The sequence below is a fragment of the Nocardia sp. NPDC088792 genome (genome assembly GCF_044750615.1).
GTDB lineage: Bacteria > Actinomycetota > Actinomycetes > Mycobacteriales > Mycobacteriaceae > Nocardia.
Map to the genome: position 1 here is coordinate 422,203 of NZ_JBIVKC010000008.1, position 13,949 is coordinate 436,151.

At 68.3% G+C, this 13,949-nt stretch carries 13 protein-coding genes; 10 read left to right on the top strand and 3 right to left on the bottom strand.

Annotated elements, in window-relative coordinates:
* Nucleotides 1-90 precede the first annotated feature (90 nt).
* From ACIP5Y_RS44250 to thpD, 9 genes are all read left to right on the top strand, one after another.
* A complete protein-coding gene (locus ACIP5Y_RS44250; RefSeq protein ID WP_400359579.1) occupies nucleotides 91-1,287 on the top strand; it encodes a hypothetical protein in 1,197 nt (398 codons plus the stop codon).
* Between the two features lie 103 nt (nucleotides 1,288-1,390).
* Entirely contained in the window at nucleotides 1,391-2,629 is a 1,239-nt protein-coding gene (locus tag ACIP5Y_RS44255) for a hypothetical protein (protein ID WP_400359580.1), read from the top strand.
* A gap of 135 nt (nucleotides 2,630-2,764) precedes the next feature.
* Entirely contained in the window at nucleotides 2,765-3,943 is a 1,179-nt protein-coding gene (locus ACIP5Y_RS44260; protein WP_400359581.1) for a PLP-dependent aminotransferase family protein, read from the top strand.
* A gap of 78 nt (nucleotides 3,944-4,021) precedes the next feature.
* Complete coding sequence (locus tag ACIP5Y_RS44265; protein WP_400359583.1) at nucleotides 4,022-4,753, top strand: response regulator transcription factor; 732 nt, start codon at nucleotides 4,022-4,024, stop codon at nucleotides 4,751-4,753.
* Between the two features lie 47 nt (nucleotides 4,754-4,800).
* Complete coding sequence (locus ACIP5Y_RS44270; protein WP_400359585.1) at nucleotides 4,801-5,802, top strand: sensor histidine kinase; 1,002 nt, start codon at nucleotides 4,801-4,803, stop codon at nucleotides 5,800-5,802.
* A gap of 49 nt (nucleotides 5,803-5,851) precedes the next feature.
* Nucleotides 5,852-6,433 carry a diaminobutyrate acetyltransferase gene (gene ectA, locus ACIP5Y_RS44275; RefSeq protein WP_400359586.1) on the top strand — a complete coding sequence of 194 codons (582 nt, stop codon included), beginning with the start codon at nucleotides 5,852-5,854 and terminating at the stop codon, nucleotides 6,431-6,433.
* Complete coding sequence (ectB, locus tag ACIP5Y_RS44280; protein WP_400359588.1) at nucleotides 6,430-7,692, top strand: diaminobutyrate--2-oxoglutarate transaminase; 1,263 nt, start codon at nucleotides 6,430-6,432, stop codon at nucleotides 7,690-7,692. The genes ectA and ectB overlap by 4 nt, the downstream gene beginning before the upstream one ends.
* A 7-nt stretch (nucleotides 7,693-7,699) precedes the next feature.
* Complete coding sequence (locus ACIP5Y_RS44285; RefSeq protein WP_400359590.1) at nucleotides 7,700-8,095, top strand: ectoine synthase; 396 nt, start codon at nucleotides 7,700-7,702, stop codon at nucleotides 8,093-8,095.
* 13 nt (nucleotides 8,096-8,108) lie between these two features.
* Entirely contained in the window at nucleotides 8,109-8,993 is an 885-nt protein-coding gene (thpD, locus tag ACIP5Y_RS44290) for an ectoine hydroxylase (protein ID WP_400359591.1), read from the top strand.
* Nucleotides 8,994-9,053: 60 nt separating this feature from the next.
* Here thpD and glpK read toward each other — a convergent pair whose 3' ends face one another.
* The gene (glpK, locus tag ACIP5Y_RS44295) at nucleotides 9,054-10,550 is read right to left on the bottom strand and encodes a glycerol kinase GlpK (protein WP_400359593.1); all 1,497 of its coding nucleotides are present in this window, start codon (nucleotides 10,548-10,550) and stop codon (nucleotides 9,054-9,056) included.
* Nucleotides 10,551-10,683: 133 nt separating this feature from the next.
* Between glpK and glpD the strand changes: the two genes are divergently transcribed.
* Nucleotides 10,684-12,414 (top strand): glycerol-3-phosphate dehydrogenase, encoded by a 1,731-nt coding sequence (glpD, locus tag ACIP5Y_RS44300; protein WP_400359594.1) that lies wholly within the window; start codon nucleotides 10,684-10,686, stop codon nucleotides 12,412-12,414.
* A 46-nt stretch (nucleotides 12,415-12,460) separates the two neighbouring features.
* On the opposite strand, the gene ACIP5Y_RS44305 is transcribed toward glpD, so the two are convergent.
* Entirely contained in the window at nucleotides 12,461-13,099 is a 639-nt protein-coding gene (locus ACIP5Y_RS44305; protein WP_400359596.1) for an NADPH-dependent F420 reductase, read from the bottom strand.
* Between the two features lie 80 nt (nucleotides 13,100-13,179).
* On the bottom strand, nucleotides 13,180-13,944 hold the full coding sequence (locus tag ACIP5Y_RS44310) for a DNA-formamidopyrimidine glycosylase family protein (RefSeq protein ID WP_400359598.1): 765 nt from the start codon (nucleotides 13,942-13,944) through the stop codon (nucleotides 13,180-13,182).
* Nucleotides 13,945-13,949 lie beyond the last annotated feature (5 nt).

Here is a 13,949-nt window from a genome sequence, read left to right on the forward strand (position 1 = left end):
GCGGGGGAAGGGATTACGTACCCCCGTCTCGGGGCTCCAATCTGCCTTTGTCCAGGTCGCACCGACGAGGGACGAAGGAAGAAGCGAAACGTGAAGCACCGCAAGCCGAGTCGGATCAAGGCGAGCACCTCTCTGACGTTGGCCGGTGCGGCAGCGGTGGTGTCTCTGCTGTCCGCGCCCGCGAACGCCGCCCCCGCCGATCCCGGCGTGGTTCCGGCAGATCAGCAGCAGCCCGGGGATCAGCCCCCCACCACCGATCCCGCCGTTCCGGCGCCGGATCCGAGCGTGGGCGTGAATCCGGCGCCGAAGCCGGACAAGTCGCAGCCGGCCGTGAATTCGCAGCCGGGTGTGACCACCCCGGGCGGGCCGTCGGCGGATCCCAATGCGCCCAAGCAGGATCCGGGTCAGCCGCAGGGCGCGACGCAGCCCGAGAACCCGGCCAACCCGAATGCGCCGAAGACGACGGATCCGAATGCGCCCAAGGTGGATCCGAACGCCCCGCAGCAGGCCGGTGTCGGTCCGCAGCAGGCGAATCCGCCCAAGACCCTGAACCCGTCGCAGCCGGGCGTGACCGTGCCGCGTGAGGCGCCGCTGCCGGTGCCGGGTCAGGCCGTACCGGTGCAGGTACAGCAGCAGCCGGGTCAGCAGACGGTGCCGAACCAGACGGTGCCGAACCAGCAGCCGGGTCAGCAACAGCCGAACCAGCAGCAGCCGCAGCAGCCGGGTCAGGCGGAGCCCGCGGTGAACAACCAGAAGCCGCACCAGGATCCGGACAGCACCGTGGTCGCCCCGGCGGTCGTGGAGACCCCGAAGTGGCAGGCCCCGGCGGTGAACACCGCTCCGGCGGCGCCCGTGGTGCAGATGAACGGCCCGCACACCGAGGTGGGCGCGAACATCGACGGTGGCGCGCTGGCGCCGGGCTGGGCGGCCAACACCCACCACTTCAGCAATCTGGACGGTTATGTCGGCACGGTGGGCTACAACACACCGGGCGGTTCGAACGAAGCCGGTGTCTCGCTGGACTTCACCACGGTCAATCGCATCAAGGTGACGGCCTTCGCCGGTACCGGTGCGGACAACGACCAGAAGATGGAGTTCGTGCTCGACACCACGCTGCCGAACGCGGCCAAGGCGAATGCCGAGAACTGGATCCGCCTGATGCCCGGTGGCGCCACCATCCTGGATGCCGCGGCCCAGATTGGTAAGCTCCCGGCTGGTGAGTACCCCGCACAGACCGTCGACGTCGGTGGCCTGACCACGCAGGTGGGCGGTTCGGTCCAGAACTGAACACCGGGCCCGGGGTGCCGGTGGAAGCAGAGTCGCGTGGGGCGGTCGTGAGCGACGACCGCCCCACGCGTGTGTGGCGACGTGTGTGGCGAAAGGACGGGTGATGGTTTCCGGCAAGGACGACGCCGCGGATCGCCCGGAGCATGTTTCCGGGTCCGAGGCGGGCGCATCCGGCTCGGCGCAGCCGGAGTCCGAGTTCGGTCCGTCGCTGAACGATTTCGGCCCCGCCATGAACGAATTCGGGCCGTCCCTGCAGGGTTTCGGGCCCGCGCCGGAGTCGGGTGCGCCGGGCTGGACGCCGGCTCCGGGGGCGCACAATCCGGACCTGTCCTGGGCTCCGGCGTCGGGCGGGCAAGCGCCCGAGGTCGGCTGGTCGCCGGCGCCCGCCGCGCCGGGTCCCGAGGTGGCTTGGTCCCCGGCGCCCGCGGCGCCGAACCCCGAGCTCGCGTGGCGTCCGGCCGAAGGGGACTCACCGTTCCCGGCGACCGGGCAGTTCCCGGCGACGGGTCAGTATCCGCCGGTCGCGGATCCGGAGCAGACGGTGAAGTTCGGCACCGCGGCCGCCGCGCCGTTCGGTGATCGGGTGACGGAGCATATTGCCGCCCAGGGGAATTCGCAGCCGGAGGAGTCCGCCGCGGAGGCGCCGGCCTCATGGTGGCGGTCGGCCCCGTCGGGCTTTCCGCCCGTGCCGCCGCCGGAATCCGGTGATCCGCGGGAGTCGCTGTCCTGGGCCGATGATCCGATCGCGCAGGCGCTGACGCCGAAAGCGCCTCCGCCGCAACAGCAGCCCGGCAGGTCGAAGGGGAAGATCGCGGCGATAGCGGGTGCGGTGGTCGCCGTGGTGGCCGTGGCCGGCGGCGTGGGTTTCGCGCTGACTCGTGACAATGACAAGCCCGTGCTGCCGCCGACCGCGGTGGCCACCGCCAAGCCGCCGGTGACCGGTACCTCGGCGGGGACCACCCCGGCCGAGCTGAGCTGTCCGGCCAAGCACGACGGTCCGCTGACCATCGGTAACGGCCCGGGCGGGATCGGTAGCGGGGTGGATGCGATTCTCGGCTTCCAGCACGCGTTCTACGGTGATCGCAGCGGTGTGAAGGCGCGGTCGTTCGTGGCGGCGGATTCGCCGACGGTGTCGCCGGCGGAGACCATTCAGCAGGCGATCGACACGGTCATTCCGGCGGGTACCAGCTATTGCCTGCGGATCGTCGAAACGGGTGCGGAGGCCTACGACGCGGATCTCACCGAGCATCGCCCGGACGGTACGACCACGGTGTACCGGCAGCGCATCACGACGGTGACTCGCGACGGTAAGCACCTCATCTTCTCCATCGACGAGCGCTGACCCTCGCCCCGGCCGCGGGCCAGTTCCCGATCGGTGGACTTGTCGTCTCGGAATGTGGGATTCTGATTTCATATTCTGAACGGGATGTGACAGGGTGGAATTTCGCATACCCCGGCGTTCCTTCGGAGGTGTTTCATGTCCGCGACCATCCCGCCGCTGTCGCGGCGGCTCGACGGCATGCAGAGTTCGGCCATTCGCGATCTGCTCAAGCTGACTTCGCGCGCCGACATCATCGGCCTGGCCGGCGGTCTGCCGGACGCCGAACTCATGCCGCGGGATCGGATCGCGGTAGCCGCGCAGGCCGCGCTCGCGGACCGGTCCCGGCTGCAGTACACCGAATCGCCGGGCTGGGGCCCGCTGCGCGAGGTGCTGGCGGCGCGGGAATCGGCGCGCATCGGCCGCCCGGTCGAGGTCGACGAGGTGTTCGTGACGCACGGCTCGCAGCAGGCGCTGTCCTTGCTGGCCGAGGTGTTGCTGGACCCGGGCGCCCTGGTCATCTGTGAGGATCCCGCGTATGTCGGTGCGCTGCAGGTGTTCCGGGCCGCGGGCGCGCGGATCGAGGCGGTGCCCCTGGATGCCGACGGCATGCGCCTCGACGCGCTGCGCGAACTGCTGGCGGCGGGGGAGCGGCCCGCGGTCGTCCACACCGTCAGCAACTTCCACAATCCCGGCGGCGTCACGCTGAGCTCGGAGCGCCGCAGTGAACTCGCGGAACTGGCCGAGACGCACGGCTTCTGGGTGATCGAGGACGATCCGTACGGTGAGCTCTGGTTCGATCGCCCGTCGCCGGAGCCGGTGGCGGCGTACTCGCGCAATGTGATTCGCCTGTCGAGCGTCTCGAAGATCCTGGCCCCCAGCCTGCGCGTGGGCTGGATGGTCGCGCCGACCGAGGTCTGCCGAGCCGTCGAACTGCTGAAGCAGGGTGCGGACCTGTGTGGTTCGGCGCTCACCCAGCAGATCGCCGCGGACCTGCTCTCGGATACGGATTGGCTTGCCGCGCAGGTCGATTCGGTGCGCACGGTGTACGGCGAGCGGGCGCGGGCGCTGGTCGGCGCGGTGCGTGAGCGGTTCGGTGATCGTGTGGTGAGCACGGATGCGGCCGGCGGCATGTTCGTGTGGGTCGACTTCACCGACGGCACCGATACCCAGGCCATGCTGCCGCGGGCGCTGGACGCGGGTGTCGCCTACGTGCCCGGTAATGCCTTTGCCGTGTCGACGGACTATTCGCACTCCATGCGGCTCTGCTTCACCACCTCTGACCAGGTAATTCTTGGAGAGGCCGTGGATCGCCTGGCGAAGGCGCACGCGCAGTAGCCGGTGGCCGCGCAGCGCGGGTGAGCCCCGTCACATAACGGTTTTATAACGGCGAAGTCGGGTAGACCAGTTTGGGTTATGACTGCGAACCTGATGATCGTGGAGGACGACGACCGCGTCCGGGCAGCCCTGCGGCTGGCCATGGAGGACGAGGGCTACGACGTCGCCGAGGCAGAGGAAGCGGAGGTCGCGCTCGAGCAGCTGCGCGAGCACGGCGCACCGGACGTGGTCATCATCGACCTGATGCTCGGTGACATGGACGGATTCACCTGTATCCGGGAGATCCGCAAGGAGCACGACGTCCCCATCATCGTGGTCAGCGCGCGTGACGACACCCACGATGTGGTGGCCGCGCTGGAGGCCGGGGCGGACGACTTCGTCACCAAGCCCTTCGAGGTCAAGGAGATCACCGCCCGCATGCGCGCGGTCCGCCGCCGCATGCAGCTGGCCGTCGAGGCCGCCGCCGACGAGACCGAGGACCGCGAAATCACCGCCGTGGTCCTCGATGCGGACGGCGCCGCCTCCCTGGTCCTGTCCCCGGACAGCGGCACCGTGCGCCGCGGTGACGACGAGATCCATCTGACCCTCACCGAATACCGGTTGCTCTGCGAGCTGGCCGAATCGCCCGGCCGGGTGCTGAGCCGTGCGGGTCTGCTCGAACGTGTCTGGGACCGTGGGTTTTTCGGTGACGAGCGCATTGTGGACGTCCATATCCGCCGCCTGCGCACCAAGATCGAGCGCGACCCGTCGGATCCGCATCTGGTCGTGACCGTGCGCGGTCTCGGTTACCGGCTCGACCCGCAACGGTGATCGCGGCGCGTTTCCGCGCGCGGGCGCCCCAGACCTTGCGTGGCCGCGTGGTTTTCGCGTTCGCGCTGAGCACCGGCCTGGTGTCGTTCGTGCTGGCCCTGTTCATGTTCGTGGTGGGCGTGGACTACGCGGGTGACCGGCACGGCCGTCCGACCGCGGGGCTGGTCTTCGTGCTGATCTGCGGGGCGATCGTCGCGACCGGTATCGGTGCGGCACTGGGGTTCTGGGCCAGCCGCCGGGTGCTGGAGCCGCTGGGCCGGCTGGCGGGCGCGGCGACCCGGATCGCGTCCGGTGAGCTGGGCACCCGGTTGCCGCGTCCGGTGGATCGGGACCTGTCGCCGACCGTGGACGCCTTCAACAGCATGGTCGATTCGCTGCATCGCAGGATCGAGCGGGAGCGGCGGCTGGTCGGTGATGTGAGCCACGAGTTGCGTACCCCGTTGACCACTCTGGTCACCAGTGTCGGTGTGTTGCGAAGGCATGAAGACGAATTGCCGGAGCGTTCCCGCCGCGCGCTGGGGCTGGTCGGCGAGGAGCTCGAGCATCTGCGGCGGACCCTGGACGACATGCTGGCGCTGGCGCGGGTGGAGGCGGGCGTGCACGCCGGTGACGCCGAGCCGCTGGCGCTGGGTGAGCTGCTCACGCATACGCTGACCGGTCGCAAGCATGCCCTCGAACTGCTGACCGTCACCGAGGAGGCGGTGGTCAGCGGTCGCAAGCTGGAACTCGAACGCGCGGTGGCGAATCTGCTGGACAATGCCGTGCGGCACGGTGGCGGCATTGTGGCGGTGACGGTGTGCCGGGCCGAGGGCGAGGCGTTGATCATGATCGACGATGCCGGGCCGGGGGTGCCGGTGGCGGAGCGGGAGCGCATTTTCGAGCGTTTCGCGACCGTGCGGGCCGGTCGGCGGAATGCGAGCGGTACCGGGATCGGGCTGGCCTTGGTGGCCGAGACGGTGTCGGCGCACGGCGGGCGGGTGGAGTGCGGGGACCGGCCGGGTGGTGGTGCGCGTTTCATGATTCGGTTGCCGGTCGTAACACAACGGTAATGATCTCGACCGGTCGGTCTCAAGATTGTCCCGACAGGCTGAATAGGTCATGCAGACACAATTCAGCCAATTCCCCGTAGCAATCGAGCAAATACGCCCCGACCGGCCACGCACGTGGTCGACCTCGACAAACGATTCGTCTCCCGTCATCCGGCCGCCCCTGGTCGAAGACGGAGCCGACATCTGGCACATCGCGCGCGATTCCGGTGTGCTGGATGCGAATTCGAGCTATGCCTATCTGATGTGGTGCCGGGACTTCGCCGCAACGTCCGTGGTCACCGAAATCGGCCGCACCGTGGCCGGATTCGTCATCGGATACCGGCGACCGCAGGAGCCGGGCACGCTGTTCGTCTGGCAGGTCGCGGTCGACCACGCCTACCGCGGCTTCGGCCTCGGCGTGGGCATGCTGGAACGCCTGCTGGACAACCTTGCCGGACAGGGCATCTCGGCGCTGGAGACCACCATCTCCGCGGACAATGCGGCCTCGATCGCCATGTTCGCCGCGCTCGCCCGCCGCCGCGGCGCGGTCATGACCGACCGCCCGCTGTTCGAGAGTCACACCTTCCCCGACCCACACGAGTCGGAACGCCTGTACCGCATCACCCCGATGGACCCGGAGGAACTGCGATGACCAGCATGGATATGGCCATTTTCGACCATGTCGAATCGAATGTGCGCGGCTACTGCCGCTCCTGGCCGACGGTGTTCGACACCGCGAGCGGCGCCTGGCTGCACGATGAGAGCGGCCGCGACTACCTCGACTTCTTCGCCGGCGCGGGCGCCCTCAACTACGGCCACAACAATCCGGTGCTGAAACGGTCGCTGCTGGAATACCTTTCCGGTGACGGCATCACGCACGGCCTGGACATGTCGACGGTGGCCAAGCGTGAACTGCTGGAAACCCTGCAGCGCACCGTGCTGATGCCGCGCGGCCTCGACTACAAGGTGCAGTTCCCCGGCCCGACAGGCGCGAACGCCGTGGAGGCCGCGCTCAAGCTGGCGCGCAAGGTGACCGGCCGCACCGACATCCTCAACTTCACCAATGCCTTCCACGGCATGACGCTGGGCGCGCTGGCGGTGACCGGCAATGCCGGCAAACGCGCGGGCGCCGGTGTGCCGCTGTCGCATTCGGCGGCCATGCCCTACGACGGCTACCTCGACGACTCCGACGGCCTGGAGTGGATGGAGCGCGCACTCGACGACACCTCCTCCGGTGTCGACCTGCCGGCCGCGGTCATCGTGGAGACCGTGCAAGGTGAGGGTGGCGTCAATGTGGCGCGGCCGGAATGGCTGCGCCGGCTGTCGGAACTGTGTGCGGCGCGCGGCATCCTGCTGATCGTCGACGATGTGCAGATGGGTTGTGGCCGCACCGGGCCGTTCTTCTCCTTCGAATCCGCGGGCATCACGCCCGATATCGTCACGCTGTCGAAGTCGATCGGCGGCTACGGGCTGCCGATGGCGCTGGTCCTCATGCGCCCCGAACTCGACCAGTGGGCGCCCGGCGAGCACAACGGCACCTTCCGTGGCAACAATCCGGCGTTCGTCACGGCAAACACCGCGCTGCAGCACTATTGGTCCGACAGCGGGCTGGAGACCGCGACCCTGGTGAAGGGGGAGCAGGTGCAGCGCGCCCTCTCCGGCCTGTCCGCCGTGCACTCCGGCCTGTCCACCCGTGGCCGCGGACTGGTGCAGGGCCTGGTCTTCGACGATGCCTCCAGTGCCGGCAAGGTCTCCCGCGTCGCCTTCGACCACGGCCTGCTGGTGGAGACCTCCGGCCCGCAGGACGAAGTGGTGAAACTGCTGCCCCCGCTGACCATCACGGCCGACGAACTGGATCACGGACTCGAGATACTCGCCGCGGCAGTCGATGTCGTGTGCGAGGGAAAGTGACACTGCCATGATCGTGCGCACCACCGCCGAAATCACCGGTACCTCCCGCGATGTCGCGGGCGCGGGCTGGCGCAGCAAACGCATCGTCCTGGGTGGTGACGGCGTCGGGTTCTCCTTCCACGAGACCACCATCGAGGCCGGCACCGTCCACGAATTCCACTACCGCCACCACATCGAGGCGGTCTGGCTGGTCGAGGGCGAGGGCACGCTCATAGACCTGGACAACAAGACGGCGTATCAGCTGGCGCCCGGATCCATGTACCTGCTGGACGGCCACGAACGGCATCAGGTCGAGGCCCGCACCACCATGCGCATGATGTGCGTCTTCAATCCGCCGGTCACCGGCCGCGAAGTACACGACGAGAACGGCGTCTACCCGCTGGTGGCCGCCGCCGGACAGTAGCGAGGTGAAGTGAATGACGTTGTCCGACAACACCCTCATCGACAACTACCCGACCCGCAGCGCGGCGCCGGCGCGGCATATCGAGCGGGTCGATCCGGTGGTGTGGGGCCGCGTGGACACGCCCGCGCTGGCGACCTTCGACCATGCCGGTCACACCGTGCTGGACGGCCTGCTCACCCCCGCCGAGATGGCCGAATTCGCCGCGGAGACACAGCGCCTCGCCGATGATCCGGACCTGTGGCTGGACGAGCGGCTGGTGGTGGAGAAGTCGTCGCGCCGGGTGCGCTCCATCTTCGAGGTGCACAAGCTCAGTAGCGCGATCGCCGAGCTGGTGCGGCAGCCGCGCATCGTGGACCTGGCCCGGCAGCTGCTCGGCTCGGAGGTCTACATCCACCAGAGCCGCGTCAACTACATGCCCGGTTTCACCGGCGCCGGTTTCTACTGGCATTCGGACTTCGAGACCTGGCATGCGGAGGACGGTATGCCCGCTCCGCGGGCGGTGAGCCTGTCGATCGCCTTGACCGACAACTACACCCACAACGGCAGCCTGATGGTGATGCCCGGCTCGCATCGCGTGTTCGTCCCCTGCCCGGGCGAAACCCCGCCCGACCATTACCGGGAGTCCCTGCGCGAGCAGCAGATCGGCGTCCCGTCGCAGGCCGACATCGGCACGCTGGCACAGCGTTTCGGCATCAGCCAGTTCACCGGCCCCGCCGGTTCGGCGCTGCTGTTCGATTCGAACATCATGCACGGCTCGTCCAACAACATCACCCCCTTCCCGCGCTCGAACATCTTCCTGGTGTTCAACAGCGTCGAGAACTCCCTCACCGCCCCGTACTCCGCAGCCGAACCGCGCCCCGCCCACATAGCGGCGCGCGACTTCACGCCCCTGCGTTGACTTCCGGACGACTGCGTTGAGGGGACGGCCGGGTCGCAATGACGCGACCCGGCCGTTTATTCACACCCAGTCGTAGGTGCGCTCGACCGCCTTGTTCCATTCGCGCATGAGTTCGTCGCGGGTGGGAGCGGACATGGTGGAGGTCCAGCGCTTGTCCTCCGCCCAGTTCGCGCGGATGTCGTCGGTGCCGGACCAGTAGCCCACAGCCAGGCCGGCGGCGTAAGCCGCACCGAGAGCGGTGGTTTCGGTGACCACCGGGCGGACCACCGGGGCATCGAGGATATCGGCCTGGAACTGCATGAGCAGTTCGTTGACGACCATGCCGCCGTCCACCTTCAGCGTCACCTTCTCGACATCCAGGTGCTGGGCGGCGGAGTCGGCGCGCATGGCGTCGATGACCTCGCGGGTCTGGAATGCGGTGGCCTCCAGCACGGCTCGCGCGATGTGACCGCGGTTGACGAAGCGGGTGAGGCCCGCGAAGACGCCGCGGGCATCGGGGCGCCAGCGCGGCGCGAACAGGCCGGAGAAGGCGGGGACGATGTAGCAGCCGCCATTGTCGTCGACGGTGCGGGCCAGCGGTTCGATCTCGTCGGCGTTCGCGATCATGCCGAGGTTGTCACGCAGCCACTGCACCAGTGAACCGGTCACCGCGATGGAGCCCTCCAGCGCGTACACGGCGGGCTGGTCGCCGAGCCGGTAGCAGACGGTGGTGAGCAGGCCGTGCTCGCTGAACACGGGAGTGGTGCCGGTGTTCATGAGCATGAAATTGCCGGTGCCGTAAGTGTTCTTGGTGTCGCCCGGCGACAGGCACGCCTGCCCGAAGGTGGCGGCCTGCTGATCGCCCAGGATGCCCGCGACCGGCACTCCCCGCAGCGGCCCGGAGGTGATGTCCCCGTACACCTCCGAGGAACTGCGGATCTCCGGCAGCATGGCCACCGGCACACCGAACTCCGCGCAGATCGCCGGATCCCATTGCAGTGTGCGCAGATCCATCAGCATGGTGCGGGAGGCATTGGTGACATCGGTGAGGTGCTGCCCGGTGAGGTTCCACAGGATCCAGCTGTCGATGGTGCCGAAGCACAGTTCACCGGCCTCGGCGCGGGCCTGCGCACCGGGCACCCGATCCAGGATCCAGCGCAGCTTCGGCCCGGCGAAGTAGGTCGACAGCGGCAGTCCGGTGCGTGCCGTATACCGGTTCGGCCCCTCGTCGCCCGCCAGTTCGACGGTGAGATCGGCAGTGCGGGTGTCCTGCCAGACGATGGCATGGTGAATCGGCTTGCCGGTGGCGCGTTCCCATACGACGGTGGTCTCACGCTGATTGGTGACGCCTACCGCGACGATGTCCGCGGACCCGATGCCGCAGTTGCGCAGCGCCTCGTCGATCACGGATTCGGTATTGCGCCAGATGGTTTCGGCATCGTGCTCGACCCAGCCGGGCTGTGGGAAGATCTGCTCGTGCTCGCGTTGCGCGACCCCGGCTATTCGTCCCTGCTGGTCGAAGACGATGCACCGACTGGATGTCGTACCTTGATCGATGGCAGCCACGAAGCGACGCATTGCAGCAGGCTACTGCACGCGGGTCGTTCCATGGGCGATTAGTGTGGGTTACGGTTGCTATCGGATAGCCAGACGGAGCGTTTACGAGACGAGCGCCGCGCCGGCACCCCGGCGAAGGCTGAGGAGTCGAGCAATGACCAATCCGCATTCGCAGTTTCTGGGTCCCGAGCAGCGGGAAGCCGCCTGGGCCCGGCTCGGCAAGGATCACTTCGACGTCATCGTGATCGGCGGCGGCGTGGTCGGCGCGGGCATCGCCCTGGACGCCGCCACCCGCGGTCTCGAGGTCGCCCTCGTCGAGGCCCGTGACCTGGCCGCCGGCACCTCCAGCCGCTCATCGAAGATGTTCCACGGCGGCCTCCGCTACCTGGAGATGATGGAGTTCGGCCTGGTCCGCGAGGCCCTCAAGGAGCGGGAACTGGCACTGTCCACGCTCGCCCCGCATCTGGTGAAACCGCTGCGCTTCCTCTACCCGCTCTCGCACTACGGCTGGGAACGCCCGTACGTCGCCTCCGGCCTGTTCCTGTACGACACCATGGGCGGCGCGAAATCCGTTCCCGGACAGCATCATCTGACCAAGTCGGCGGCAATGCGGCTGGCGCCCGGCCTCAAGGACGGCGTCCTGACCGGCGGCCTCACCTACTACGACACCGTCGTCGACGACGCCCGCCACACCATGACGGTGGCCCGCACCGCCGCCCACTACGGCGCGGTCATCCGCACCTCCACGCAGGTCGTCGGCTTCCTGCGGGAGGCGGACCGGGTGATCGGCGTGCGGGTGCACGACAGCGAGGACGGCCGCACCACCGAGGTCCGCGGCAGTGTCGTCATCAATGCCACCGGCGTCTGGACCGACGAGATCCAGTCGATCGCGAATCAACGCGGGCGGTTCCATGTCCGAGCGTCCAAGGGTGTCCATATCGTGGTCCCGCGCGACCGCATTGCCTCCGACACCTCGATCATCCTGCGCACCGAGAAGAGCGTGCTGTTCGTCATCGCGTGGAGTACCGACCACTGGATCATCGGCACCACCGACACGGACTGGAATCTCGACCTCGCGCACCCGGCCGCCACCAAATCCGATATCGACTACCTGCTCGAACACATCAACAAGGTGCTGGTCACCCCGCTCACGCACGCCGACATCACCGGCGTCTACGCCGGCCTCCGCCCGCTGCTGGCGGGCGAGAGCGACCAGACCTCGAAACTGTCCCGCGAACACGCCGTCGCCCGCATCGCCCCCGGCCTGGTCGCCATCGCCGGCGGCAAGTACACCACCTACCGCGTCATGGCCTACGACGCCGTGAACGAAGCGGCACAGGACATTCCGCGTCGCGTCCCGCCCACCATCACCGAGAAGGTGCCGCTGCTCGGCGCCGACGGCTACCACGCGCTCATGAACCAGACCCCGCACCTCGCCGAGAAATACGGCATCCACCCATACCGGGTACAGCACCTGCTCAACCGCTACGGTTCCCTCATCGACGAGGTCCTGGGCCTGGCCGACGGCAAACCCGAACTGCTGCAGGCGATCACGACCGCACCCGGCTACCTGCAGGTGGAGGCGCTCTACGCGGCCGCCGCGGAAGGCGCCCTGCACCTCGACGACATCCTGGCCCGCCGCACCCGCATCTCCATCGAATACGCGCACCGCGGCGTCGACTGCGCCGACCAGGTGGCCCGCGTGGTGGCGCCGATCCTCGGCTGGGACGAGGCCGACATCACTCGTGAAGTGACGCTGTACACGGCCCGCGTCAAGGCGGAGATCGAATCCCAGACCGCACCCGACGACGCCACCGCCGACGAACTCCGCCTGGAGGCGCCGGAAGCCCGCGCGAAGGTGCTCGACCCGGTCCTCGAACGCTGAAATGCCGCCGGGCCCGGGGGTTTCCCGCCCTCGGACCCGGCCCGGCTCAGCGAATCAGCTTGTAGTTGAAATGCGTGGTGCCGAGCGTGCCCATCAGCCGGACCCACAGCGGCAGCAGCATTTCCGTGCCCCGCGCCGTCGTGATGTCGCCGACGTCGATGACGTCCCGCCACCCGAACTCGCGAAGCAGCTGCACCACGGTCGATTTGGCGTCCTGATCATTGCCGGACACGAAAATGGTGTGGTCCCCGTCCCCCACCTTGTCCGGGTACGCCATGACATCGGCGGTCACCGTATTGAGCGTCTTCACCACCCTGGCCTCCGGAAAGGCCCGCTGAATCTGCTCGGCCACCGAATCGTCATTGCAGACGGTCAGCCGCGGCGGGAACCCCTGCGAAAAGTCCAGCGGATTGGACACATCGACGATCACCTTCCCCGCCAGGTTCTCCGCCCCCGCCCCCTGCAACGCGGCGACACTCACCTGCCCACCGGTCGCATTGATGACCACCTCCCCGTGCGCCGCCGCCTCCGGCGCGGTCCGCAACTCCACCGGAAACGGCTCATCCGCCCGCTCCTCGGTCGCCGCCACATCCCGCGTCCCGATCACCACGTCGTGTCCCAGCTCCACCAGCCGCTCCGCCAGCGTCCGCCCCACCGCCCCGGTCCCCAGGATTCCGATCCTCATGCAGCTCACCATAGGAGCGCACGCGGCCGGGGGGAACGGGTTTCGCTATCGGACGAAGGCTCGGCTCGGGCGCGGCAGGCTCAGTCGACCGGCGGCTGACAACGCGGGCAGAAGTAGATGCCGCGTTCGGCGCGGGTGGGCTCGTCGTCGCCCAGGAGGTGGACCACCAGGTTGGTGCCGCAGCGCTTGCAGGGGCGGTGTTGCCGGCCGTAGGCGAGGTGCCGCCAGGGCGGTTCGTGGGCGGCCTTCACCAGTACGCGATGCGCCTCGTCGACCAGGCCCGGCAGATCCTCGATGGCCTCGACGGACATGGCGGGATTGACGCGACGCAGGTAGCAGATCTCGCTGCGGTAGATATTGCCGATACCGGCCAGGTTTCGCTGATCCAGCAGGGCCAGGCCGATCGGGCGGTCCGGGCGCTCCAGGAGGCGCCGGACCGCCTCCGCCGCATCCCAATTCGGTCCGAGCAGATCGGGGCCCAGGTGTTCGACGGCGGTGTGCTCGTCTTCCAGCCGCAATACCTCGACTAGGCCGAGGGAGAACCCGACGGCTTCGGCATCCGTGTTCGCCAGGACCAGCCGAGCTGCGAATCCGGGCTTGGTCCAGCGCTGTCCGGGCTGGTAGACCCGCCATTCGCCTTCCATTTTGAGGTGGCTGTGGATGCTTACCGAGGGGGTGCGGACGAAGAGGTGTTTGCCGTAGGTGCCGACGCTCTCGACTTCCTGGCCGCGCAGGTCGAGGGTCGCGTATTTCGGTACACGGAAGTCACTGCGGTCGAGGATCTTGCCTGCCAGGGCTTTCCGCAGGCGTTTGGCGGTCAGGAAGACGCTGTCGCCCTCAGGCATGGGGG

What these genes read in the sequence shown, in the direction of transcription:
- ACIP5Y_RS44285 (WP_400359590.1), top strand. Translation starts at nt 7,700, where the DNA reads ATGATCGTGCGCACCACCGCCGAAATCACCGGTACCTCCCGCGATGTC.
- ectA (WP_400359586.1), top strand. Translation starts at nt 5,852, where the DNA reads ATGCAGACACAATTCAGCCAATTCCCCGTAGCAATCGAGCAAATACGC.
- glpK (WP_400359593.1), bottom strand. Translation starts at nt 10,550, where the DNA reads ATGCGTCGCTTCGTGGCTGCCATCGATCAAGGTACGACATCCAGTCGG.
- thpD (WP_400359591.1), top strand. Translation starts at nt 8,109, where the DNA reads ATGACGTTGTCCGACAACACCCTCATCGACAACTACCCGACCCGCAGC.
- ACIP5Y_RS44310 (WP_400359598.1), bottom strand. Translation starts at nt 13,944, where the DNA reads ATGCCTGAGGGCGACAGCGTCTTCCTGACCGCCAAACGCCTGCGGAAA.
- glpD (WP_400359594.1), top strand. Translation starts at nt 10,684, where the DNA reads ATGACCAATCCGCATTCGCAGTTTCTGGGTCCCGAGCAGCGGGAAGCC.
- ACIP5Y_RS44265 (WP_400359583.1), top strand. Translation starts at nt 4,022, where the DNA reads ATGACTGCGAACCTGATGATCGTGGAGGACGACGACCGCGTCCGGGCA.
- ectB (WP_400359588.1), top strand. Translation starts at nt 6,430, where the DNA reads ATGACCAGCATGGATATGGCCATTTTCGACCATGTCGAATCGAATGTG.
- ACIP5Y_RS44255 (WP_400359580.1), top strand. Translation starts at nt 1,391, where the DNA reads ATGGTTTCCGGCAAGGACGACGCCGCGGATCGCCCGGAGCATGTTTCC.
- ACIP5Y_RS44305 (WP_400359596.1), bottom strand. Translation starts at nt 13,099, where the DNA reads ATGAGGATCGGAATCCTGGGGACCGGGGCGGTGGGGCGGACGCTGGCG.
- ACIP5Y_RS44260 (WP_400359581.1), top strand. Translation starts at nt 2,765, where the DNA reads ATGTCCGCGACCATCCCGCCGCTGTCGCGGCGGCTCGACGGCATGCAG.